Source organism: bacterium, from assembly GCA_030247525.1.
GTDB lineage: Bacteria > Electryoneota > JAOADG01 > JAOADG01 > JAOADG01 > JAOTSC01.
The window spans coordinates 1-23,985 of the sequence record JAOTSC010000039.1 but is presented as its reverse complement, the minus strand read 5'-3'; the positions used below and the strand labels follow the sequence as shown (position 1 = coordinate 23,985).

Sequence of the window (23,985 nt, the reverse complement as noted above, 5' to 3'; positions counted from 1 at the left end):
GGAATATCCTCTTCAATGGCACTCTCATTGGCGGCAGCGGTATCGAGGACAATTGGCTCGGCTGGCTTAGGCGGTAGTTTATGACTGTAACGGATTGCATTTGCTACCCCAAAGGATAGCACACTAACTGCTAACAGAATCAGAAACCAACGTGTCCGCATACCCGACTTAGCCTCCTGCAACAGAGTAAATGAGATTGGTAAAGGGACCCACTAACTGATGGACAATCTTCTGGTCGACAAACTGAATGTATAAAAATAGTCCGGCAATAAGAAATAGTGCATACCGCTCCAGTGAAGCATACGCAACAGCAAGTCTTTCGGGTAGCAAACCAGTTAAAATTCTGGAACCGTCAAGCGGTGGTATTGGCAACAAATTGAAGATGGCGAGATAAACGTTTACTACCATCGTGTACTCGACGACTGCTTGGATTAAGTCATTCGCACCACCATCAAATCCAACTAATCGAAGCCATACAGCACACACCAAAGAGATCGTCAAGTTGGTGGCTGGCCCGGCAAGTGCAACCCAGAGCATATCGCGGCGGGGGTTGTTGAAGTAATTGGGATTCACCGGCACCGGTTTCGCCCAACCGAACTTGATCACAAACAGCAAAAACAAACCGAGCCAATCGATGTGCTTCAACGGATTCATCGTCAGGCGTCCCCGTTGCGCGGCAGTAGGATCGCCCAACAAATACGCGATCCGGGCGTGCGCATACTCGTGCATTGTCAACGACAATACAAGCGGCGGCAGCAACAAGAGCCAGATGAAGAGTTGTGACATGTTTTCGTTCATTACAACCAAGAAACTTTAAGGAATATTTGCCTTGTGGTGCTTCGTACGAATCTTGAGTGGTCCCTGCAACTCGAAGTTACCTGCATGCAAGAGCGATTCCAACACATCGATCCGTCCGGTCGATTTTGACCATACTTCTCGGGTATCGGAATCGTGGGCATGCTCCAGGGTCGCCCGACGGGTTGCCAAAAATACCCGCAGGAATTTCGCTTCGGTAACTTTACCCCCTTTGGGCGAACCGTCGCAATGGCTGCGGGTTCGGCGGAGCAGGGAACCTAAGCCGTCTGCGTCAGAACCGTCTCCGTGTTGGATAATCGTATCGAACAGAATCGCGATTCCTAACGGTGAAACAATGCCATTCTTTTCCGCTACCGTTTGCGCCGGTTTCCAATACCACTCATCGATCACTGCGTCCTGTGCATCACAGAACTGGGGCTTTTCCGATTCTGCTTTCCACGCTTCGGGAAATCCGGGTAACCCCTCAACTGCATCACTCTTAGCCTTCGCTAATCGCTTTAACTCGGGTAGATACACAGACAACGGCGAATCGGGATAATGCTTTAAATATCGTTTCACAACTTCCAAAACATCACCGGTAGCGGTGGTAAACCCTCCACGTCCACAAGTGTAGCCGCGCCCATCGTCTAAGTTATCAACATCGTCGTATCGAATCTCGATGGTGCCGTGTTCAAATAGCGATACCAATTGATTTGCCCGTCGCTGTTGATCGGATGTGAACTCGGTTTGTGCGAATGAGATGTTAATCGCCATCAACAAGAATATGCTCAGAATTGACAGTATGTGAATTTGCTTGATCATAACTCATCTACTGCGCGGATGACAATTACGGACGACATCGGCGAGATAGTCCCGTGAAAAATGGGTGTAGATCACAGTGGTTTCAATCGACACATGGCCGAGCAGCTCCTGCACAATGCGAAGATTTACGCCATTCTCCAGTAAGTGGGTCGCAAAGGAATGGCGAAAGGAATGCAGCGATGCCCGCCCTTTCGGTAATGCCGACAGGATGTATTGCATCACGATTTTTGTGATCCCATCGCGGGTGAGCGGACCGCCGTGCTGGTTGAGAAAAACTGTGATATCCGGCGCCTGCTTTCGCACGGAACGTTTTCGTTTTAACCACTTCGCAACGTATTCCGGTCTGCCATCGACTAACCAACGGCGGAGCCATTCCGCCGCAGCACCGACCAACGGCACTTGACGCTCTTTGCTCCCCTTCCCGTAATAAACCAAATAGCCATCTTCGAGAAACAGTCGATTCGTTTCCAATCCGACCACATCGCTAACTCGTGCACCAGTGCCATACAACAATTCAAGAATCGCCCGGTCGCGTAACCCGGCAGTGGTTGAGGTATCCGGTCGATCCAAGATCGAACCGACTTCTTCAATCGACAATACTTTCGGCAATGGTCGTCGATGAGCCGGCGTTGCTACCGCTTCGGCGGGATTACGGTCGCCAAGCCGCATCCGCAACCGCCAATTATAGTAGCTGCGGAGTGCAGAAACTCTACGTTGTAAAGTGCTGCGCGCGACACCCGGTTCCTCATTCGTTGGCTTTAGCCATATAAGTAATATTTCTTCTAATTCGGATGTGGTTACCTGATCAACGTTCTTTCCCTTTTGGTCAAGGGCTACTTGCCAAATCGCAAGATCGCTTGAATATGCCGATACGGTCGCTTCACTTGCCCCTTCCATCCGGGAAGCGCTGAGAAAATCGGAAAAGATGCTGGAAGGTTCGTTATTCATTATCGTTGATCTACATCTCGCGCAAATATTTACCGTCGTCCTGAATAAAAGGATTTAACTGCAACTCCAACTCTAAGGTAGTCGCGGGGCCGTGACCGGGTAGTATAATTGTGGTTTCCGGCAATGTAAGTATTCTGTTTTTAATCGATTGCCACAACTGCTCACTATCGCCGCCGGGTAAATCAGTTCTGCCAACACTGCCGGCGAATAACACATCACCCACGAGCAGTACATCGGCGTGATAGAGCAAAATCTCACCGGTCGTATGCCCCGGAGCATGGCGCACTTCAAAGGCAATATCGTCCAGCCAAAGTTGCTCGTTATCGAGCAACAATCGCTCCGGCACAGGTGATGTTATTGGCGAACCGTATGCCGCTGAAAAATTCTTCCAAGGATCGGCAAGCATTTCAGCGTCGCCAACCGGAGCCCAAATCGGAATGTTGTAGTGTTGCTTTATCGCCGTGTTCGCGCCAATATGATCACCATGACCGTGGGTATTGACAATCGCAACCGGATTCGCAAACCGTTTTGTTACCTCGGCAGTAATCGCATCGGGATCGCCGCCGGGATCGACAATCCAACAGTTCCGGCTATTGCAATGAATCACCAAATAGCAATTCACTTCCAATGCGCCAACTACAACACAATAAATCTCTACCTTGTCATCGCGGTACATGGTATCGCCAAAATCACTCATTGAATCGCCTCGCGCAGGGCTTGGATGTTATGGGGAATGTTACCGCGAAACACAGCGGTCCCAGCTACCAATACATCGGCGCCAGCTTCTACCGCCGCTTTCGCTGTTTTCACATCGACTCCACCATCAACTTCGATCCGGTAGCTCAAATTGAATTCTTTCCGCCACAACGATAATTGCCGCAATTTAGTATTGGCGATGGGAAGATACGATTGACCACCCCACCCGGGATTCACCGACATCACAAGGATTAAATCGACTTCTTCGAGTATTGGTTCCAGCAGCTTTACTGATGTACCCGGATTTAGCGTTACTCCCGGCTTCATACCCGCCTTACGAATTTCCTGCAATACCCGCTGTAAGTGAGGACAAGTCTCAACATGCACAGTGAGATAATCGGCACCCGCGTTTGCGAATGCTTCAATTTGTCGCTCCGGCTCAACAATCATCAAGTGAACATCGAGTGGAAGTTTTGTGCATTTTTTTACAGCTGAGCAAATGACATCACCGAATGTAATCGGAGGAACAAATCGACCGTCCATCACATCCAAGTGAATCCAATCGGCGCCGGCTTGCTCCACTGCGGCAAGTTGCCGGTCGAGTTGCGAGAAGTCAGCGGCAAGGAGAGAAGGGGCGAGATATATTGAGTTGTTCATGCATACTCCGGGGATCGAGTTACAAAATGATTAGATGAGTTGCGGGTCTTTGATAGTTCTTACTTTCCACTCGAAACGATCAGGTCAATGTAAGTACCGCGAGCAACAACGGTCGCTGGTTCGGGTGTGTGCCGCAAAACTCTCCCCTCACTCACACTAAGACTTCGTTCATACATCGGTTCGGATAAGATAAATCCCAGTGCCATCGCCTTACTCGCTGCTTGCTCGATGGTCATTCCCGAGAGATCTGGTACCGTCGCTTTCCCTTCTTCCGGTCCGCTGGAAAGGAAAATACGAACCGGCGTCGCCAGTTTTACCAACGTGCCAGCCGAGGGTTCTTGACGCGCTACAAAACCGGGAGCGATCAAATCTGAGGGGACAAATTCTGAGCTTTGACCAAGGTATGTCAACCCGGATTCATCGATTTTTAACTCTGCTTCGCGAGGAGATAACTCAAACAAATTGGGAACGCTCACTTGAGCGGCACGAGCGGCAACTGTGACATAAATCGTCCGACCAGCTTTAGCTCTTCCACTGGAACTGGGACGTTGTTCAACGACTGTTTCGGGTAGGGCTTTCGCGTCAGGACGGCTGCGCTCACGCACCACTTTATACCCGGCATGTTCCGCCGCTTGGGTTGCTTCATACAAGGGAAGCCCGGTCAATTTCGGTACTTGCGACTCGGTAAATTTTCGGGTATAGAATGGCAACGCGACTTTGTCGACGACTAAAATGAGGACAGCCCAAGTGAGGAGAATTACCAACACTCGGGCTGCCGCACGACCAATTCCTTGTAGTAAGGAAATCACATTCGCTTCACCAATCGAGCTACGAAAGTGCCACCGAATTTATCGCGGGGCGGCCACGACTGCCACATTCCCTCATCGACCCGGAATGGCGGAAGTTTATCTTCGCCGGTTTCGATGTAAAACTCGGGATGCCGTTCGAGAAATTCATGGATTTGCCGTTGGTTCTCATCCGGTTCGAGGGAACAAGTGGAATATACCAATCTTCCCCCCGGCTTCAATAGCGTTGCCGCGCGATCAGCAAGTTGTGACTGTAACGACTTCAGTTCGTCGAGATCGCTTTCCTGCCGCCGCCACCGTAAATCGGCGCGGGACGCCATGACGCCAGTTCCCGAACACGGAACGTCGGTTAGAATCGCATCGAACAACTCATCGAAGGCAAACTCGCGGCCGTCCATGAGCACCGGCTCGATACAGCTTAATCCGAGGCGCTTAACGCCATCTTTCACCAACTCCAACCGTTTCTCACTGACATCGACTGCCACGACTTTTCCTTCGTTCTTCATCCGTTCAGCGATTTGCGTCGTTTTACCGCCCGGAGCAGAGCAGAGATCGAGAACTCGTTCGCCCGGTTTCGGATCGAGGATGTGGACTGGAATACCGCTGCCAAAATCCTGTACGGTACATTTCCCTTCCACCAACGGCGCCCAGCCGCGAAGTCGAACCCGACCGATTAACTCGACAAATTCCGGTAAATACTCCGATTGTCGCGCTTCGACGCCTTCATCGGCGAGGATTTTCATGAACTGCTCGACGGTGGTGCGAAGTGGATTGATCCGCACCCAGAGCGGTGCGGGTGATTGGTTCCACTCGAGCAATTCTTTCGTGCGAGCTTCACCCAGGGCATCGATCCATCTTTTCACCAACCATACCGGATGTGAATACTCCGCCGCAAATTCGTCAGCGATTGTTGAGGTTGCTGCCACCGGCGGTTCGGAGGATTGAGCACTGCGTAGTAATGCATTGGTTAGTCGAGCAGCGCCTTCGCCATACTTCGCCCGTGCCATTTCGACCGCTTCAAAAACGACGGCGTAATGGGGCACTTTGTCCAGAAATCGCAAACCATACAATCCCATCAGCAAATGCCAACGGAAATCGGGTCGCAATCTCGTCATAGGTCCTTGGTATAAGGAAGCCAACCAACCTTCCAAAGTTGAACGTTGTCGTAACACACCACTACACCACTCGGTAGCGAGTGCACGGTCGACATCGGAAAGTTCCATATCTTCAAACACCCGGCTCAGACGAACCGATAACGGTGGACCAGGTTTTTCAATGCGGGTTAGTACTTCCATTGCCGCTTGTCTTGCCAGTGCGCGTTGGTTGCGTTCCGCTCCCGCTTGCGGATTCCGTGGTCCCGAGCGCCCTTTTTCACCTCGCGGCAGCGTGTTTCCAGTTTTCATTTCTTCCATTGGATGAACTCCCCCGTTGTCTAAGTTGTTCGATTGATACATCAGTTGCCATCTGTTCTTACTCTTCGCGTCCGCGCATCACGAGTAATTGTATGAGTTGTAAGACTGCCATTAAAGCCGAAGCGACATAAGTCCAAGCTGCGGCATCCAAAACTTTTCGCGTACCGGAGATTTCCGAATCGGAAATGTAACCGCTGCCGCCAAGAATTCGCAACGCTCGGCGTGAAGCGTCAAATTCAACCGGTAGTGTAATGATGTGAAACAACACCGCGAACGAAAAAAATACGATTCCGAGGGTTGTCAAAAAACTAAAAGCATTAATAAACATCCCGATTAAAAACATCGGAATCGCAAGTGTGCTACCGATGTTCGCCGGTCCCAGCAAGGTGTGGCGAAACTTCAAAAAAGCATACGCCGAAGCGTGTTGGATCGCATGCCCGCATTCGTGTGCGGCAACCCCTAACGCCGCCAGCGACCGGCTGCCGAAAATTCCTTCGGATAATCGCACTACGCGATCCCGCGGATCGTAATGATCCGACAACTCACCTTGGACCGCTTCGACTTTTACGTCGTGCAGTCCATTGCTATCAAGAATTCGACGAGCAACTTGCGCTCCGGTCAAACCAGAACTCGACGAAATCTGCGACATCTTTTGATACGACGAACGTACTCTCGATTGTGCCCAGAACGCCAAAGCTACGGCGGGAAGAACAATCAGCATCGACGAATCGAAAATCGGAAACATCCTAACTTACTCCTCCCATATGGGATAACCTTACTATCTTCCTGACAAGCACAACTACATTCCATTTGTGCATCATGTGATACGAGAAAAACATATTATTGTGGACTGACTTCATCTATAAAGCGCTTTCCATTCCACGACACCATACCGTTCGCAAATTCGGAACCAGTTAACACTTTACGACCTTCACGCGCCGCTTCTATGATTTGCAGCCAACCGTCGCCGCATCGAACCCGCCAATTTTTCTTTTCAATTCGTATAGTGCCGGGTGGCGCTGTTTCGGTTGCATTTAAATCGACAGCCACTCGATAAAGTAATACGCGTTCTTTGTCGACAATGGTAACTGCCCCCGGTTCTGGCGATAAAGCATGGATGTGACGCCGCACATACTCCACTGGTTGTGTCCAGTCGATCCAGCGTTCCTCCGGTTTAATTTTAGGGGCGGGAGTCGCGCCAATCATCGGTTGTGGCACAGTTTCAACAATTCCCATTACAAACCGATGAATCGCTTCCCGTAGCAAATCGATACCAACCGGAACAAACTTCTCAAAGATATCGCCACTCGTATCGCTCTTTGATACTTCAACGCTCTTTGATAGGAGGATGTTTCCGGTGTCAATGTTACGGTCTAACCGGAACACGGTAAGTCCAGTTTCCCTCGCTCCATTCCAGACGGCGCGTTGCACTGGCGCAGCCCCGCGGTACAACGGCAGCAACGAACCATGCAAATTAATCGTTCCGAGTTTTGGCGCAGCAAAAACCGCCTCCGGTAAAATTCGCCACGCAACGATTACACCTAAATCGAGCTGAATTTCTTGAATTGTTTGCACCAGTAAGGGGTCTTTGGGGGAGTCGCACTCGAATACCGGTAGAGCAAATTCTTGCGCGGTTTGAGCGACCGGGGTGGGAACCAAGGAATGCCGACCGCGGGGCTTGCTTTTCCCGGTAACGACCAGCGCTACTTCAGCCTCCAACGGATTGGATAGCAGTCCGTGCAGTATCTTAGCCGCAAAATCCGGTGTGCCGAAGTATACAAGTTTCATATTGTTCATGCATTGAATGGATTAAAAGACGATGGGCGGATATTCACCCGCCCGCTACTTTCTTTCTTGTTCGTTTCCGTTATTGGTTTTCTTCCTGTAGTTTTTTCAACTTATTTCTGAGTAGTGACCGCTTGAAAGCCGAGATCCTATCAATAAAGAGAGTACCATCGAGATGATCGTATTCGTGTTGGATAACGCGGGCAAGCACCCCCTCGGCGTCGAGGGTTTTCTCATTGCCATATTCGTCCTGATACTTAATCGAAACCGCATCGGGACGACCGACTTCAAAGTACAAGCCGGGAAACGACAAACACCCTTCTTCCATTACGACATCGGTATCGGACTTTTCGAGAAACACGGGATTAATCACTACATACCATTCGCGAGCGCCTTCCCGCTCTTTCATATTATGGGGTACCCCCATAATGAAAAGTCGTTTCAGAACGCCGACCTGCGGAGCGGCAAGTCCGATACCATCGGACTCTAACATCGTCTCCTTCATCGCTTCCGTTAGCTCGCGTAACGAATCGTCAAACTCAATAACCGGTTCCGCTCGTTGCTTTAAAACCCGGTCGCCAAAAATCCGAACACCCAATTTCACCGGTTACTTACCCTCTCCACCTTTCACCCGCGCCACAGCGGCACGGTCGATTTCGACTTTTAATCCTTCGGCAATCTCCAAAATCAGAATTTCGTTGTTCTGACCCTTCACACCCTTCACCCGTCCGTGAATACCACCGCTGGTTACAATTTCAGTACCGGCAGTAATTGAATCGAGCAGTTTCTGATGCTCTTTCGCTTTCTTAGCCTGTGGTCGGATTAAGAAAAAATACATCACGACAAACACCAGGACAATCGGCAAAAAGCCGAACAGCGACATACCTTGCGGTTGTTGCGGATTGGAAGCCGCTTGTAGTAAAATCCAATTGAAATGCATGGGTCGTTTCTCCGTGTTCCTTTCCGTGGTAATGAGTGCTTTCTGAGATGCCCTCATCCGGATGATTCAAAGTTTTATAATTCGCGCCATCGCGCTTTCGTTTCCGCGACAAAGGACGGATACCGGTTCTGTTCGATAGCAGAGCGGGCATCGGAAAGCAAACGATGATAATAGGTTACATTATGATACGTAAGTAATGCCTGAGCATTCGGTTCCGCTGCAAAATATAAGTGCCGGAGCAGTGATCGCGAAATTCCTCCGGTTTCACCATTACAAACATCGCATTTACAAGTAGGATCAAGCGGTAATTCATCCAATTTGTACTTCTCGTTCTTGATCCGGACGATACCGTGCGAGGTAAAAGCAATGCCGTGCCGCGCATTCCGGGTAGGTAGCACACAATCGAAGGAATCGATACCCAACACAATCGCATCGAGTAAATCTTCGGGTGTTCCAACTCCCAATAAATGTTTCGGAGCATGAACCGGCAGCGTTTCCGTAACAGCCGCGGTTGCCGGCCACATCAGTTCCTTCGGTTCGCCGACCGCTAATCCGCCAACGGCATAACCAAAGTCGTTCCCTTCCGATAATGCTTCAGCCGACTCTTTCCGCAAGGTTAGGTCGGTTCCCCCTTGTACCACCGGCCAAAGCGTTTGCTCGTTGCCATATAACGGGGGTAAATCCCGGAAAGCCTGCCGGTTACGACTCGCCCACCGCAAAGTACGCTCGTGGGCTTCCCGCATCTCTATTTCCGGTGCACCAAAGGGGGGACAGACATCGAGCATGAAGATGATGTCAGCGCCGATAGCGCGTTGAATTCCGATCGATTCTTCCGGGGTCAAATGAAAAGTGTCACCATTCAAATGTGATTGAAAAGTGACACCATCCTCCGAGAGTTTGCGGCGAGGAGCATGGGACATTACTTGAAAGCCACCCGAATCGGTTAAGAGTGGTTTTTGCCAACATCCCCATCGGTGCAACCCGCCCAATTCAATTAACGCTTTCGTGCCTGGCCGCAGCATCAAATGGTAGGTATTCGATAACATCCCTTGGGCATTCGTCGCGAGCAGTTGCCAAGGCGTCAATAACTTCACTGCGCCGATGGTTCCCACCGGCCAAAAGGTCGGCGTTTCGATAATACCGTGGGGTGTATAGAGCCGTCCCCGGCGGGACGAGACTTTTTCCCCGGTCAATAATTCAAACCGGAATGGTTGTGAGTTGTTTTCGTCGAGACTCATTTAACGATGTCTTCCGTGGGGATTTCGTTTCATCGGTTTTTGTTTTGAGTGGTGCCTGCCGCCGGTTACCCGCTCGTTCCATTTCTGTTTCCGCTCGATTTTTGGCACATCACTATCGGTATCCAACACTTTCGGCAGCAGTTTCCGTTCGGTAACCAATGAGCATTCCACCCGATGCCGCACCAAATCGACTTGATCGACCATCACTTGAATCCGGTCGCCCAACCGGTAGACGAAACGCCCCGAGCGGCTGCGCAGAACATGGCTACGGGGATGATACACCAAGTACTCATTCGCCAACCGATCAACCGGCAGAAATGTTTGAGCGAGCGTATCCACCAGTTGAATGAACACACCGCGCGTTTTTACAGCGACAATGACGGCTTCCAACGTCTGCTCGAGGAAACGCTCGAGGTATTCCACTTGCTTCCACTTGACGCCCTCTCGTTCGGCTTCGGTGGCTGCCTGCTCCCGTTCGGAACTGTGGCGGCATAGTTTCACCAGCTCTTCATGGAGCGAGTCTGGAGCCCGTTTCTTCGTTTTCTCGATGAGAAAATCGATGAGCAGTCGATGCACCATCACATCGGGATAACGCCGAATCGGACTCGTAAAGTGGGTATACCAATCGAAGCCAAGACCGAAGTGTCCGACATTTTCGGTGGTGTACTGTGCGCGCATCATGCTGCGAATCGCCATATCGTTTAGCAAATGCGAATCGGGCGCATTCTGTAAAGTGTGAATGAATTTCTGCAAGGCAAGCGAATCGGTGGGATCGCCACCCGTCCACGGATAACCGAGATCCTCGGCAAACAGAACGAATTCGCTCACCTTTCCATCGTCGGGCTTTTCGTGGACGCGATATACAAACGGCGACTTCTTACCGATCCGTTGCTCAAACAATTCGGTAACGGTGCGATTCGCCAACAACATCCACTCTTCTATTACCGAATAACTTTCGATCCGAGGGCGGGGATAGACGCGAACGGCTTTTCCGTGTGTATCTAATTCAACTTCGACTTCTTCGGTCTCAAACTCTAAACCACCTAATGCAAACCGCTCTTCGCGTAAAATCCTTGCGAACCAACGGTATCCGGCAACCCGCGCTTCCCACGGTTCCGCTATTCCATAATCGAGCCGTTTGCTCCAGCGATTCGCCGAGCCGCGTTTCCGGTCGTATTCGTCGAGGAGTTCCTGCACTTCTTCGTAGGTAAATCGTCGTCGCGATTGAATCCACGAACGCACTACTTTTCGGGAAAGAATCTCGCCTTCGTCGGTAATCTCAAAAATGACGCTAACAGCTCGTCGCCTTTCATTTGGACGAAGCGAACAGATATCACCTGTGAGTTTCTCCGGTAACATTGGCGAAGCGCCTTGCGGCAGATACACCGAAGTTGCCCGCTTCACCGCTTCCCGGTCGATCTCGCTGCCCGGTGTCACATAGTGCGAGACGTCGGCAATATGAACCGCAGCCAGCCAACCGTCGCCGCGAGGTTCTAATGTCACGGCATCATCGAAATCCTTCGCACTCGCCGGATCGATGGTACAACAAACCATATCGGTTAAATCTTCCCGATGGTCATCGCTTGCCGTAAGTTCTTCAGCGGACAAAGCTTCGGCGGCAGCTATCGCTTCCTTCGTAAACACCAACGGGAAACCGTGCATCCGTAACAGGGTCGCTCGCTCCGCAGCCAACGAGCCGGGATAACCAAGAACGTTTACAATGCGCCCTTTGAGCGTTTCTTGCAGCGGTTGGTTCTCGGGAAGTTCCACCTCGACTTTTTGTTGATCTTTCGCTCCACAGGTATTGCCGCCAGCAATTAGAATTCGCCGAACACCGGGTAAATTCTCGGGAATGACATACCCGCCGCCACCGCCGCCGACATATAACCCTAAAGTTGCGCGGGTGGAACGTTCGAGAACTTTTTGCACAAACGCTTCCGCTCTGCCGCCACCAAGCCGACGGACGCTTGCCAAAACAGTGTCGCCATTCCGGGCTAAACCGAAACCGCTGCGCGGAACATAGAAGTCTTCCCCTTCCCCTTGCTCCGGAACGAGAAACCCGAATCCTTCATCTTTGATGATGATGCGGCCAGTGGCAACTTCACGGCGCTGCGATGTAAGAACATAGCCGTGTCCAGTGTCCACGATTCGCCCCTCGGCAACTAACTCGTCCAGCGCTTCGGTAAATCTCCCTACTTGTTTCGGTGGTACGCCGATTTTCCGAATCAAAAACGATTCGGGTACCGGAGTGTCGGAAAAGGCACGTAGTAACTCCAGGATTTGTTGCGTCCGTTTCATGCGAGGATTCCTCCAATGAGTCGCGGCAATCCAGCGAGATCATTCCGTACAAATATGCTCTTGGCGATTGGTTGCAAAATGGCAGTAACTGAATCCGCTTGTTGATAACCAATCTCAAAAGCAAAAGCTCCGTTTGGTTGTAACCATTCCGGCAGTTTTATGGCAAAGGTGCGATACGCTTCCAATCCGTCGGTACCGCCGAATAGCGCTTCCGGCGGATCATTTAAGACTTCGGGAGCGAGCAAGCTGCGCTCGGTTTCGGCAATGTAAGGGGGATTGGATACGACCAAATCGAATCGCTTTTCGTTGGGGTTTAAGGAAAATTTCCCGGCGCGAATTTTTTGGAGTGAAAGACGGTTTTCGTTACGCAGCGATTTTGCCACGACACCGGCGTTTTGTATCGCCGCTTCGCTGATATCGATACCGACAGCAGTGGTATTCTTCCAATGTTTGAGTAAGGAGTTTACAATGACCCCGGAGCCGACTCCGATCTCGAAAATTCGTTCCGGCGGCTTTTGTATTGGGAAAAGGGTTTCCGGAAGCGAAATCAGCCAAGCGACCCACTCCTCCGTTTCCGGGCGGGGTATAAACACATGCTCGGGCACCGGAATTTTCTCATTCAGGAATTCTACTGTGCCAACGATTCTTTGAAACGGAATATGTTTCCCGCGCGCTTTCAGATAGTCGCGCAATAACGACAATTCCTGTTCGCGCAACGGTTGATCGTGCCGCAAATAGACTTCGATCCGTTTACAGCCCAGTACCGCCGCAATGAGGAATTCCGCTTCCCGGCGGGCATCCGCCGGGAGGAAATTTCCGGTTTGCTCCAAGTATTGTTGACTGGAGAGAAGAACGTCGCGGACAGTTTTCACGACGGGTGTTGCACCATCCGGGCAAGCCGCTCCGAACGGTCGGCGATTGCCAGCGCTTTCAGCATATCGTCGATTTCACCGCCGAGAAATTCCGGGAGATTGTACAACGTGAGATTGATACGATGATCGGTAATCCGGCTTTGGGGATAATTGTAGGTACGGATTTTCGCAGAACGGTCGCCGGTCGAGACCATCTCTTTCCGCGCTGCCGCTTCCTTCTGTTGCTTATTCTGAACCGCACGGTCGAATAATCGGGTACGTAGAATCGTCATCGCCCGGGCGCGATTTTTGATTTGCGAACGCTCATCGCTGCAAGTCACCACAATATTCGATGGCAAGTGAGTAATCCGCACTGCCGAGTCGGTCATATTCACATGCTGACCTCCAGCGCCGCTCGCACGATAGGTATCGATTCGCAATTCCTTTTCATCGATTACGACATCGACCTCTTCCGCTTGCGGCAGAACTGCGACCGATGCCGCCGAAGTGTGGATGCGACCCTGCGCTTCGGTGGTGGGAACACGCTGTACCCGGTGAACGCCCGACTCATATTTCAGCGTACCGTATGCCCCTTCGCTCGAAATGGCGACGACCGCTTCCTTCACGCCGCCTTGTTCCGCTTCCGACATCGAAAGCAGTTCCCACTTCCAACGTTTCTTTTCGATCCAACGCTGATACATCCGCAATAACTCACCGGCGAATAACGACGCTTCCTCCCCACCGGTGCCGGCACGGACTTCGAGAATCGCTTCGCGGTCGTCGTCGGGATCGGGGGGGACGAGCATCGGTTTCAGCTCTTTCCACACTGAGGGGAGCTCGGCTTCGGCTTCGGCTAATTCGATTTCTGCCAATTCCCGCAAGTCGTTGTCGCCGCTGGCAAGCACTTCTTTCGCTTCGTCGATTTGTTGTTCGAGTACCAACAATTTTTCATATTGCTCGACCAACGGCTGTAACCGCCGCCGTTCGCGCGACAGCTCCCGCAATTGCTTGGGATCGGACAATACGTCGTTGGTTCCGAGTAGTTCTTCTAACTCTCGGACACGATTCGCCAGCACAACGAGGTGCGACCGGATTTCTGGGGTGATTTCGTCCATTACTCTTTTTTTTCTTTTGATACGGAATAGATAAAGGCTAACATCAATTCTGTTGCATTCACATGATTTAACAAATAAGCTCTAAACATAAATAACACTGATATCATTACAAAAGCTGATATTATCATCACCTTTAGTGTTTTGCTCATTAAAAGATTATCCCAGCGAAATACAAATAATATACTCGCAATAAAAAAGGAAAATGACAAATTGTAACATAGCATAAATTTTGATGTAAATTTTTCTATCTGCAATAATTGTTTTTCAGCATTCTCGTTCAAATAATGACCAATCAACCCTTGAATGATAACAGTATCCTCTAAATGTAATTTTTCTCCTCTTAGTCCTTTCCACCCACAATGTTTGATTGCATGAACCACAGCGATTGCAGTACAATACAGATTTAATCTGATCTGTGGAAATGAAGATAGTTCGTTCAATTTTTCTTTTAACAATCTTTCGATCAAATACGACTCATACTCTTCTCTTTCAAATTCAATTTTATTTCTATCGTTATACTCATTAAATTCATCCGAATATTTCCCTATCAATACTTTATCCTCTAAAATTTTACTCATTTTCTTCGTGTGTCTTTGATTTATCAATGAAAGTGAAATTACGGATAACACATCAAATATATATCCGCTCACGTAGGAAACGATTATGAACATCAACAAATGAGTGATTGATAAATCTGTAGAAAAAAATAGCTCAGGAGAAAATAGAAACGTAACAATAATAACAAAGAGCATTCCAGGTATTAAAATACCATAGATATCAGGTGCGTATACGTATGATGATAATTTTTTTGCATCAAAATCCATTAACTGTTTTCCTTATTTGTCTTCCACCTACGGTGGAGCCAGAGCCACTGCTCGGGGTGGCGGCGGACGGAGGCTTCTAGTCGAGCGGTAATCCGTTTCATCCCCTCTTCGACTGCGGCATCCAACTCAGTGGGAAGATTCGATAAATCCATTTGCTCAAAGGTGACAATGAAACGTTCCCCTTCCCGTACCCCTTCCGTAAAAAATACGGGCGAATCGGTACGGAGGGCGAAGACCATCGCACCGCGCGGTGTCGACGCCAGTCTGCCAAAGAATGGAACAAAGACCCCTTCTTTGTGAGCATCCTGATCGCAGAGAATTGCTACCATCCGGTTACTCCGTAAGGCGCGTAATACCCCTTTCGCGGCATCCTTCCGTTTCACAATTTCGATACCGCAGTTGCCGCGCAATTCATCCATCCGTTTTTCGATGAAGGAATTGTTTTGCGTGGTGACGACATACGTCATCGGAACGCCACGAAGTGATGTACCCGCTCCCATCCACTCCCAATTGCCGATATGACCGGAAACGCCGATGATACCTTTACCCAGTTTGAGCGCTTCCTGCACCTGTTCAAAGCCATGCCATTCGATTAGCTCGAGCACATTCTGTGAATTCAGTATGGGTAAGCGGGCAAATTCGGCTAAGGTTTTTCCGAACGAACGATACACCCCGGAAGCGATCTTCTGCAAATCGGAATCAGGCGCGTCGGGATACGCATAACGGAGATTTTCCAGCATCACCGTTTTGCGGATGCCAATCAGGTCCAGCAGCGCACCGATTCCCGCTCCGATACTTCTCGCACGTTTAAGTGAGACCGAACGAAAAAGCGATTCGAGTACTTTAACGAATCCTAATTCAATTCGTCCCCGGAGCGTAACCATCGCTACTTCTCCGTCAAGGTGTGAACCCCGTCCCAATTCGCCGGGACATTTACTTGCAGCTCGAGCGAACGGTAGTAAAACGTCGCGGATGGACCATCTTCGGGATCGTCTTTCATCGCCTGCTCAAAATGCTTGATGGCGGTATTGAAATCGCGCTCTTCATACGCTTGGCGACCCAAGTTAAACGAATCAATGGCTTTACGTTTCCCTTCGGGAAGTTCTTCGTCTTTTTCGCCCAACACTTCGTAAATTCCGACAAATTGCGATTTCCCTTTAACCCGGACTTTGTCGAGGAATCTGAATTGGAATTGGTCTTTACATTCGTCGTAAGTAGCTTGACTACACATGATTGTCGTACCGTACAGTTTATTCACCCCTTCCAACCGGGAAGCAAGATTCACGGCATCGCCCATTACAGTGTAATCGAAGACATCCTCGGAACCCATGTTTCCGACAATCATATCGCCGGTATTGATACCAACCCGGGAATAGAGGATCGGCTGTTTCTCAGCTTCCCACTTCTGGCGTAGGATCGCTAATTTCTTTTGCATATTCAGCGAAGCGCGGACTGCCCGTACTGCGTGATCGGTATAGTGAACCGGTGCGCCAAACTCCGCCATGATGAGGTCGCCTTCATACTTATCGATAATCCCATCGACCGCAAGAATTTCGCGCGTCATAGCAGTAAGGTATTCATTCAGTAAGTGTACCAATTCTTCCGGCGAAAGATGTTCGCTGATTGTAGTAAATCCCGCAACATCGGTGAAGAGAACCGAAAGGTGTCGTTTTTCCCCGCCGAGCCGGAGCATCTCGGGATTCGCAATCAACTCACCGACGACTTTCTTCGGAACATATTGACCGAACATTCCCTTTATCTTAGTTTTCTCGCGTTGTTCCCGCAAGATTCTTCGCAATACAGTCATCACAAAGGCAAATGAGACTGTCGTCAAGGGGGCAATCGATTCCGCAATGTACCGGAATTTGACAAACAGCAAGACATTGAAAGCTGAACCAATACTCAATACGACAAGTAACGTGATTGCCCCGACCCAGATGTTCCGGTGCTCCGTTACCCACCATACGATAAATGAGAAGAGGAGCCAAACAATCACCTGCCACCAAAACGACAGCCATTCGAGATAATTTCCGGTGTACATCGTGCCGATGGCGTTGGCATGTACCTCGACACCGTACATGAGGGGTTGCCCCTGCCGATAACCATCGAACGGTGTTGCTTTGTAATCGTGAAATGCCGGCATCGTGTTCCCGATTAACACGATTTTATCCTTAAACGGATTTTCCGAGGCGATTTTATCCAATAACGAATCGAGACCGGGCGGCGGCGGTGACAGGAAAAGTTCCATGTAATCGGAATCTTCCCCGGCTTTCAAATCGAACGTGGCATCATCAAGTACTTGCGAAACGGAATAGGTAGGGAAAGTTTTGATGGGACCAAAATAATTCACAGTAAAGACCTGCGTGCCATTGGTGTGAATATCCAGCGGTCCGATTTTGACATGCTCTCCGGTATGGCGAATCTGAGAGGTATCGACGGTAATGCCACGGTACATAAAGAGCGCTTTAACGCCTAATGAGAGGTAATACTTATCGTTTGCCGCATACACCGTAAAATAATCGCGCTGGACGTTATCGATATCCTCCTGCATATTCACCATTGCCCACGGCGCACCAGAGGCAGTAAAGATTTCGGCGGGTGGCGCTTCCAAAACTATCGGGTCGGCAAGATTCTGGTGTTGCTGGACGACAACTTCACCGCCCAACAGTACGTTGCCCGCATTCGATATCGCATTTGCCAGCAGAGCGTCGCCGGCGCTATCAGCGGGTGTGGCAAACTGAACGTCGAATACGATTACTTTCGCCCCGGCAGCTTTCAGATTGTTGACTACATGCGCCCAAACGCTGCGCGAATAAGGAAAGCGCATATCAGTCGCCAGTTCGGTGTTATCGTCGGCAGCAACAATTACAACCGGGATACTGTCGGTGGGAAGCGGTTGACGCCAATGGAAGCGGAAATCGACCATTTTCCGTTCGAGCACGTCGAAGATATCGAGGGCAGGCACCACGCCGCTGATTTTTGCGACGAGAATCCCTACAATCATCGCAAACGCAATGACCCATAACCCCGACCAGTGTTGTTTCGATTCGGTAGTAGCCATAAGGGAAAAATACGGAGAAGATTATCGAAAGAAAAGCGATTTCAAACAAACAAAGAGCGCACTTGGTGTGCGCCCTTTGTAAACTGTCAGGCAAGATTGCTTAACCTCCAGCTCTCAGTAGTCAGGCAGGATTACGTTCCGTGAGCCTTTCGGGGTTGCCTAACCTCCAATACTTAGAATGTCTTCTCGAGGCGAAGCCACGCGAAGTTTTCCTTGATCGTCGTGCTTGAGCCACCGGTGTTGTCGTACTTGGTCGAATTGAAGTCGCCTTGAATCCGTGCGGTAAATTGGTATGGGAACTTGTACGAACCACCGAGCGAGAAGCCCAGTTTACTGTACTTCTGAAGACCACTTGCCGACTGTGAAGCTACACCGGCAAAGGCTGTAATCTGTTCCTTCTTCCAACTCTTATCGCCGCGGATTCCGATAGTTGAGAAGGTTGTCGATTCATTCGTATAAGCAGTCGAGGTACCGGATGAAACAGATACCGCATTCTCATTCTTCATATTCGAGTAATTCAAAGTGGTCGATAAATCCGGCACCCACTTCGTCTTCCACGATAAATTCATCACGTTCGATACTGCATTGTACGGACTACCGCCGCTACGGGAATATTTATCGTCGCGCTTGAAATTATTCAGCGTTAACGATGCGCTGTGATCGTAGTTGGCAAACCGGAACGACTTTGCAACATAGAACGTCATCGCATTGAAGCTTTCCTTAACACGATTATCGTTAACAGTAGTGTCATTGGGTGTGACGGTCGTATTGATAAAAGTGCTCACAGTATCAACATCATTCTTTCGATTGCTGTTACGGAACGAGAGCGAAACATCCGGTAGATATTCCTGTGTGGGATAATAGCTCACATCAAAATTTATCATACCAGATTTTACCGTTCCAGTCGCGCTGTTATTGTCGAGGTTATTCCGGGCAGTTTCGTATCCAATCGTCAGGTACAACCGGTTGTTTAGTAATCGAATCCGGTCGCTGAACGATAATCCGGCATCGTCTTGCACTGTGTACGGGCTGCCTAATGCATAGAATGCCGAACCTGTCGAACGGAACTTTAACCGGAAGAGATTCTGGAAGTAGTTCAACTGTAGTCCCGCGGTATAAGCGATGCTGGTCTTTTCCGAAGGATTTAGCGGAACGAGGTTTTGATTCAAGACAAACCACTTCTCGTAATCTAATGGATCGAACGGCATCGACGGCGCGCCGGGAAGATTCTCGAGTGAGTCTTTTGAAATAGCGCCGGGACCAATGTCACGGTTGTAAAGTGAAGTTGCACCTTCCACGGTAAACAGAATCCGGCTTTGATCGAACGCCAATTGTAAATCTCCGCCGATAACTAAGTTTTCAATTGGATTGACACCGCGGGTTTTTGCAGAGTCTTTATTGATGCTGTAACGATCATCCCTCACCTTAACAATGGTCAACCCACCTTTGGAACCGTCGCGATTGCCGTACCAGTTGCGGAAACCGGTAAGCTCGCGGGCAAAGGAGTGTCGAGTCGATGTGCCGTACACCTCAATCGCTTTATCGGTATAACCGTGGACTACTTCCAGGTGTGCCGGGCCACCATGCAACTCAAATTGAAGCCCGCGAACACGTTTTCCCGAGAGCGTCAATGGTGTGTAGTCCGGGTTGTTGTCACCTAAACCGAGTTTCCACCATTTCATACCAAACCAAACTTGGTAACGGTTGCGAGGCTGTTCAATCTTTTGCTCTTCATTCGTTACATAGAACCGGCCGCCAAAATCAAGTGCGCCATACCTGCCATTAAACTGCACTTGCTCGCGTTGCCACCATTTTACTTCGCCAGTTACATCGCCTGGGGTGGTTGTACTGGGTTGCTGAATTTCTTCATATCGGGTTTCCGACCATGCATTCCCATTAAAAACAATCGGAGAACGGGCTCGGGAAACATCCAACGCTTTCACCGCTTTGAATGATACTGCTACAGCTGGAATTGCATACCCGGTCGGAGTGTTACCACTCACCCGGATTTCATGTTTCCCTGAACCGAGATCTTTCGCTAAAAAAGAAATCAGTTCCGGGGTGATGTTTGCCCAACGGGTTACCGCTGCACCATCCAGTTCTAATTTCACAGTTGCGATATCGAGGGTACCACCTAACACTGCGATAGCCACGACGATTTCCTCATCGGCATTGGCAGGTTCATTCGGATCGGGCGAAACTATTTGAAATGTCACTGTCCCGGCTTGGGCAGAACCCGAAGCGCGAACGGCAACTGAGAATGGCGATGCTGGCACAGGATCGCTCGACGGAGGAGACGTGTGTCGCGTACCCGATGCAGTTGTAATAAATACAAAATACTCGAGACCTTTTTCCGTGACTGCGCTGCCAGGAATCTCACCCATGTACCGGTTACCGGAAGCCATCAAGTCGTTTTCAGTATAGGAGCCGCTTCCAGAAATACGATATGCTACCACTGCACGTGTGACGTCGGTCGTCGATAGCGATGTTTCAAAATTGATTGTCACCGGTTGCCCCGCTACAGCAGTTGCTACCGGGGTGTGTGTAATTGCCGGGCCGATCTGCGCCCATCCAACACAGGCGAAGACTAACACCAACAAAACAAATGCGTACCTTGAGTTCATACTTTCCTCGCTTCAAAAGTGAGCGTTGTCACGTAGTGAATAACAGGCATAAATATGCGGCGATCCAAGAAATCGAATCGCCGCACGATAGTTTTTACTCTTCGTATTCGATGATAAGAACCCGACTGTTGCCTTCAGCGTCGGTAAACGGAATCCGCATCGTACTGCGTTGTCCGGTACCTTCCGGATTGGGTACACCACCCACCGTGCGGATAATTCTGATGCCATCAGGTCCCGATTCACCGGTTTGGCCTTGCCCGACATCGCCTTCCTGATTGGTTATGCGATTGATGAGACGTACAATCCCTTCCAATCCAATGATCTGGGTATTTCCGTTCTCATCAACTATCGTCCACCACATCGTTCCTTTGACCGATGCGACCGAAGTTGGTGTGGCAACCCGGAGCTGACTTCCTTCTTTCGTTACATGGGTCCACAATTTGCCAACATCGACGTTCACTTGCTTATCAAGACCATTTGCAGTGCGATTTGCCGTAATCGATATCGTAGAATTCTCTCGCACTTTGATCTGAGATTTGTCTTCGACAAAGATCACAAAGGCGTAGCCATCTTTTCCGGTTTTGATTTTGTCGCCATCAGAAAGGTGGGTTGCTGCTTTAAGTGGTTCAGCGGTTTTACTGCCACTCTTGAAAAGTTCAACCGAACCATTCACCTTGTAAACGATTGCTACATTGTTAGCGCCTGCGAAGGCAAACTGTCCCACCGCAAACGCCGCAATGAATAGTAGAATTACGCTAAAACGTTTCATTGAAAACTCCTTTACAGTTTGCGGTGGTGGTTACTCGACTCGCATCGAAATGATGGTGTATCTACCGCTAATGAATTCAGACAACATTGCAAAGAATTGTTGCGTTGAAACCGGCACACCGTTGATGTAAATAACACCTTCAGGACTTCCATTCTGCATTAATTCAAGAATACGGGCACCGGGACCGGAAGTTAGCATTTGTTGTAATCCTACCATCAACTGCGCACCTTCCGGCGTTACTACAGGGGCAATGCGGAATACTCGGATTTCCGATGGGACTTCCATATTGCCGCTTGATGTGACAACGCGCGCTGTGACTTGCCAAGCATAGTACTTACCCGCTTCGAGGGGAACAACACCACTGGAAGGGTATTGAAAACTGGTGCTGGTGATACCGGTAGCTTCGCAATTCGTACGATTCTGCAGTGCGGTTTCCGGTGTTTCTCCCGTTCCCATTTCGGAAATCTTTATCGAGAAATACTCTTGAGAAGACTGCCAAACGAAGAAGGGGAGGGTTGATGGGATCGGCGTCTGTCCACGAAGATCATGATCCGGGAAACGGAGCTGAACATATCCCATTCCACGAACCGAGAATAACCGTTCGGTAGCGTTAGGAATTTCCTGACTCCCCGTCAGGACAACAAAACGGAAACGGTAGGTATCGATAGGAATCATACCAGTACGCAGAACTTGATTCTGATAGTTGGAACTTAACTCGTCGTTACTCTCCCAGCTTCCTTCGCCACGGGAAAAATTCTGATTGGAAACAACCCAACCACCGGTTGGTTGTACGGCATCTAAGTTGAGTGTACCGTATGCAATTAACTCGTTGTTTCCATTCGATAACTCGATTTTCAGTCTTGGATTCACAATCGGTGCTGTCGATGTGATTCGTAACCGGAACAACTCCGGCGCCGTGCCAGTTTCTAACAAATCGAGATCGGCGACATACACGATTTGAGCGTTGTTCATAAAATTTTCAATCGTGATGTTCACTACCGCAAATGCGGGTAGACTCATAAGCAGCAATAATAGCGCTGAGACAATAATACCAGGTTTTCGTAACATTCTTCCTCCTATCGGAATAGACTCGTTCGTAACGGGTAATGTAACAAAGTACGAAAACAATAGCGAAGATGCGATGTTACCTATCACGAAAACGACTTGCTCGGGGTCACCGCCGGGGATATCCGCGCAAGAATTGTGAATACTCTATCGCATGAATATAGCAAGCTGGAATCCCGGTAACAACGAAAGCGACACTTTCGGTAATTTTTTCGCTTCCCGTCGAACACAAACGCGTTTTCTGATAATCATCAAATGATCTTATAAACTTTGCATGAAAATTCAGTGGTTCCCGGATAACAATTTGTTACCGGTAAAAGTAATTGATAACTTATCGGTCATTAGTGAACCTAACAATTCAAAAAGGTGATAGTGAAAAGACACTATCCCAATCAATTCGTCTGGAGACAATAATGACTCGCTTACCTGTCTCGAATACGTATTTCCTCCTGTTTGTTTTCATTATGATTGTGTGTTTTTCTGTTGGTTGCGATCGTGACGAAGGACAATCACAGAATTCCTCAAGACCACTTGTCCATCCTTCCCAGTTGGCAGGTACGGCTTGGCAACAAGTTGCAACTGCTAACGTCTATCCAAATGCACCTACTCTGTGCAGTTTGAAAACAGCACCAACGGTTTGGTCGATTAGCGGGTCCTCATCGAGATTCAGTTCAAGGTATGGTGTTTCTGTTTATCCAGACGACGGTTCGATCCGCTGGTCTGGTGCGTCGAATTTGTATACGATTATCTTTGGCAATTCTACACCAGGCGCTCCTTTCCAAAGAGGCGATTCTGCGAGGATGGAAGTATATCTCGATGGTCAAGCTATGCGAACTGTTTGGACACAGTTACGTTTTCCTTACACCGTTCAAGCGAATTTGTGGGTACAAATAAATAGCAGTTCAAACACTTGTTTAGCGGGTATTGTAAGAACGGGAAAAGGCGAAGCGCTAACTGATATTCCGTTGTTTAAGGAGGAAGGCTCTGGTTTAGACAGCGTGGGAGTTACCGATCAATATGGTTTTTTCGCCTTGAACGGATTAACGACCGGATATCATTGGATAACAGCGATACGAAATAATGAGCATCGCTCTGCGGGTGGAAATACTCCAACAAATAATTCTACTACTGGAGTAGATATTGCCTTTGAAGCAGGTTCACTTACGGGCAGAGTTATCCCTGCCAATTCTCAGTATGGCTCATCCCCAGCGACGATCCGGATCGAACCCCATTCAAGAATTACGACTGCTGAATCAAACAGAAAATATCGGTTTTATGG

22 protein-coding genes are annotated in these 23,985 nt (G+C 49.4%); 1 reads left to right on the top strand and 21 read right to left on the bottom strand.

Features of this window, described 5'->3' with window-relative positions; all coding sequences use genetic code 11:
* Positions 1 to 168: 168 nt before the first annotated feature.
* From OEM52_05725 to OEM52_05625, 21 genes are all read right to left on the bottom strand, one after another.
* Entirely contained in the window at positions 169 to 786 is a 618-nt protein-coding gene (locus tag OEM52_05725) for a site-2 protease family protein (GenBank protein ID MDK9699625.1), read from the bottom strand.
* 27 nt (positions 787 to 813) lie between these two features.
* Positions 814 to 1,617 (bottom strand): chitosanase, encoded by an 804-nt coding sequence (locus tag OEM52_05720; protein MDK9699624.1) that lies wholly within the window; start codon positions 1,615 to 1,617, stop codon positions 814 to 816.
* 3 nt (positions 1,618 to 1,620) lie between these two features.
* A complete protein-coding gene (locus OEM52_05715) occupies positions 1,621 to 2,565 on the bottom strand; it encodes a tyrosine-type recombinase/integrase (protein ID MDK9699623.1) in 945 nt (314 codons plus the stop codon).
* Positions 2,566 to 2,575: 10 nt separating this feature from the next.
* Positions 2,576 to 3,262, bottom strand: a complete 687-nt coding sequence (locus tag OEM52_05710) for an MBL fold metallo-hydrolase (protein ID MDK9699622.1) — start codon at positions 3,260 to 3,262, stop codon at positions 2,576 to 2,578.
* Positions 3,259 to 3,918 carry a ribulose-phosphate 3-epimerase gene (rpe, locus tag OEM52_05705; protein MDK9699621.1) on the bottom strand — a complete coding sequence of 220 codons (660 nt, stop codon included), beginning with the start codon at positions 3,916 to 3,918 and terminating at the stop codon, positions 3,259 to 3,261. The genes OEM52_05710 and rpe overlap by 4 nt, the downstream gene beginning before the upstream one ends.
* A 59-nt stretch (positions 3,919 to 3,977) precedes the next feature.
* A complete protein-coding gene (locus tag OEM52_05700) occupies positions 3,978 to 4,727 on the bottom strand; it encodes a PASTA domain-containing protein (GenBank protein MDK9699620.1) in 750 nt (249 codons plus the stop codon).
* The gene (gene rsmB, locus OEM52_05695) at positions 4,724 to 6,136 is read right to left on the bottom strand and encodes a 16S rRNA (cytosine(967)-C(5))-methyltransferase RsmB (GenBank protein MDK9699619.1); all 1,413 of its coding nucleotides are present in this window, start codon (positions 6,134 to 6,136) and stop codon (positions 4,724 to 4,726) included. Before rsmB ends, OEM52_05700 begins: the two co-directional genes overlap by 4 nt.
* A 58-nt stretch (positions 6,137 to 6,194) precedes the next feature.
* On the bottom strand, positions 6,195 to 6,881 hold the full coding sequence (locus tag OEM52_05690; GenBank protein MDK9699618.1) for a zinc metallopeptidase: 687 nt from the start codon (positions 6,879 to 6,881) through the stop codon (positions 6,195 to 6,197).
* 95 nt (positions 6,882 to 6,976) lie between these two features.
* On the bottom strand, positions 6,977 to 7,924 hold the full coding sequence (gene fmt / locus OEM52_05685; GenBank protein ID MDK9699617.1) for a methionyl-tRNA formyltransferase: 948 nt from the start codon (positions 7,922 to 7,924) through the stop codon (positions 6,977 to 6,979).
* Positions 7,925 to 8,003: 79 nt separating this feature from the next.
* The gene (gene def / locus OEM52_05680) at positions 8,004 to 8,519 is read right to left on the bottom strand and encodes a peptide deformylase (protein ID MDK9699616.1); all 516 of its coding nucleotides are present in this window, start codon (positions 8,517 to 8,519) and stop codon (positions 8,004 to 8,006) included.
* A 9-nt stretch (positions 8,520 to 8,528) separates the two neighbouring features.
* Positions 8,529 to 8,861: a preprotein translocase subunit YajC gene (gene yajC / locus OEM52_05675; GenBank protein ID MDK9699615.1), complete on the bottom strand. Its 333-nt coding sequence runs from the start codon at positions 8,859 to 8,861 to the stop codon at positions 8,529 to 8,531.
* A 74-nt stretch (positions 8,862 to 8,935) separates the two neighbouring features.
* Positions 8,936 to 10,099, bottom strand: a complete 1,164-nt coding sequence (tgt, locus tag OEM52_05670) for a tRNA guanosine(34) transglycosylase Tgt (GenBank protein ID MDK9699614.1) — start codon at positions 10,097 to 10,099, stop codon at positions 8,936 to 8,938.
* Complete coding sequence (gene rnr / locus OEM52_05665) at positions 10,100 to 12,397, bottom strand: ribonuclease R (GenBank protein MDK9699613.1); 2,298 nt, start codon at positions 12,395 to 12,397, stop codon at positions 10,100 to 10,102.
* Entirely contained in the window at positions 12,394 to 13,269 is an 876-nt protein-coding gene (prmC, locus tag OEM52_05660) for a peptide chain release factor N(5)-glutamine methyltransferase (protein MDK9699612.1), read from the bottom strand. The genes rnr and prmC overlap by 4 nt, the downstream gene beginning before the upstream one ends.
* Complete coding sequence (prfA, locus tag OEM52_05655; protein MDK9699611.1) at positions 13,266 to 14,363, bottom strand: peptide chain release factor 1; 1,098 nt, start codon at positions 14,361 to 14,363, stop codon at positions 13,266 to 13,268. Before prfA ends, prmC begins: the two co-directional genes overlap by 4 nt.
* On the bottom strand, positions 14,363 to 15,187 hold the full coding sequence (locus tag OEM52_05650; protein ID MDK9699610.1) for a hypothetical protein: 825 nt from the start codon (positions 15,185 to 15,187) through the stop codon (positions 14,363 to 14,365). Before OEM52_05650 ends, prfA begins: the two co-directional genes overlap by 1 nt.
* Positions 15,187 to 16,071 (bottom strand): lysophospholipid acyltransferase family protein, encoded by an 885-nt coding sequence (locus OEM52_05645; protein ID MDK9699609.1) that lies wholly within the window; start codon positions 16,069 to 16,071, stop codon positions 15,187 to 15,189. The genes OEM52_05650 and OEM52_05645 overlap by 1 nt, the downstream gene beginning before the upstream one ends.
* A gap of 2 nt (positions 16,072 to 16,073) precedes the next feature.
* Positions 16,074 to 18,248 (bottom strand): adenylate/guanylate cyclase domain-containing protein, encoded by a 2,175-nt coding sequence (locus tag OEM52_05640; protein ID MDK9699608.1) that lies wholly within the window; start codon positions 18,246 to 18,248, stop codon positions 16,074 to 16,076.
* Between the two features lie 173 nt (positions 18,249 to 18,421).
* On the bottom strand, positions 18,422 to 20,872 hold the full coding sequence (locus tag OEM52_05635) for a hypothetical protein (protein MDK9699607.1): 2,451 nt from the start codon (positions 20,870 to 20,872) through the stop codon (positions 18,422 to 18,424).
* 94 nt (positions 20,873 to 20,966) lie between these two features.
* On the bottom strand, positions 20,967 to 21,641 hold the full coding sequence (locus OEM52_05630; GenBank protein ID MDK9699606.1) for a FecR family protein: 675 nt from the start codon (positions 21,639 to 21,641) through the stop codon (positions 20,967 to 20,969).
* Positions 21,642 to 21,671: 30 nt separating this feature from the next.
* Positions 21,672 to 22,709 carry a hypothetical protein gene (locus tag OEM52_05625; protein MDK9699605.1) on the bottom strand — a complete coding sequence of 346 codons (1,038 nt, stop codon included), beginning with the start codon at positions 22,707 to 22,709 and terminating at the stop codon, positions 21,672 to 21,674.
* A 410-nt stretch (positions 22,710 to 23,119) separates the two neighbouring features.
* Between OEM52_05625 and OEM52_05620 the strand changes: the two genes are divergently transcribed.
* On the top strand, positions 23,120 to 23,985 hold an 866-nt coding region (locus OEM52_05620), incomplete at its 3' end, for a hypothetical protein (GenBank protein MDK9699604.1).

Bases quoted from the DNA above. Each gene is read 5' to 3' on its own strand.
- OEM52_05725 (MDK9699625.1), bottom strand. From the start codon at position 786: ATGTCACAACTCTTCATCTGGCTCTTGTTGCTGCCGCCGCTTGTATTG.
- OEM52_05720 (MDK9699624.1), bottom strand. From the start codon at position 1,617: ATGATCAAGCAAATTCACATACTGTCAATTCTGAGCATATTCTTGTTG.
- OEM52_05715 (MDK9699623.1), bottom strand. From the start codon at position 2,565: ATGAATAACGAACCTTCCAGCATCTTTTCCGATTTTCTCAGCGCTTCC.
- OEM52_05710 (MDK9699622.1), bottom strand. From the start codon at position 3,262: ATGAGTGATTTTGGCGATACCATGTACCGCGATGACAAGGTAGAGATT.
- rpe (MDK9699621.1), bottom strand. From the start codon at position 3,918: ATGAACAACTCAATATATCTCGCCCCTTCTCTCCTTGCCGCTGACTTC.
- rsmB (MDK9699619.1), bottom strand. From the start codon at position 6,136: ATGGAAGAAATGAAAACTGGAAACACGCTGCCGCGAGGTGAAAAAGGG.
- OEM52_05690 (MDK9699618.1), bottom strand. From the start codon at position 6,881: ATGTTTCCGATTTTCGATTCGTCGATGCTGATTGTTCTTCCCGCCGTA.
- fmt (MDK9699617.1), bottom strand. From the start codon at position 7,924: ATGAAACTTGTATACTTCGGCACACCGGATTTTGCGGCTAAGATACTG.
- yajC (MDK9699615.1), bottom strand. From the start codon at position 8,861: ATGCATTTCAATTGGATTTTACTACAAGCGGCTTCCAATCCGCAACAA.
- tgt (MDK9699614.1), bottom strand. From the start codon at position 10,099: ATGAGTCTCGACGAAAACAACTCACAACCATTCCGGTTTGAATTATTG.
- rnr (MDK9699613.1), bottom strand. From the start codon at position 12,397: ATGAAACGGACGCAACAAATCCTGGAGTTACTACGTGCCTTTTCCGAC.
- prfA (MDK9699611.1), bottom strand. From the start codon at position 14,363: ATGGACGAAATCACCCCAGAAATCCGGTCGCACCTCGTTGTGCTGGCG.
- OEM52_05650 (MDK9699610.1), bottom strand. From the start codon at position 15,187: ATGGATTTTGATGCAAAAAAATTATCATCATACGTATACGCACCTGAT.
- OEM52_05645 (MDK9699609.1), bottom strand. From the start codon at position 16,071: ATGGTTACGCTCCGGGGACGAATTGAATTAGGATTCGTTAAAGTACTC.
- OEM52_05640 (MDK9699608.1), bottom strand. From the start codon at position 18,248: ATGGCTACTACCGAATCGAAACAACACTGGTCGGGGTTATGGGTCATT.
- OEM52_05635 (MDK9699607.1), bottom strand. From the start codon at position 20,872: ATGAACTCAAGGTACGCATTTGTTTTGTTGGTGTTAGTCTTCGCCTGT.
- OEM52_05630 (MDK9699606.1), bottom strand. From the start codon at position 21,641: ATGAAACGTTTTAGCGTAATTCTACTATTCATTGCGGCGTTTGCGGTG.
- OEM52_05625 (MDK9699605.1), bottom strand. From the start codon at position 22,709: ATGTTACGAAAACCTGGTATTATTGTCTCAGCGCTATTATTGCTGCTT.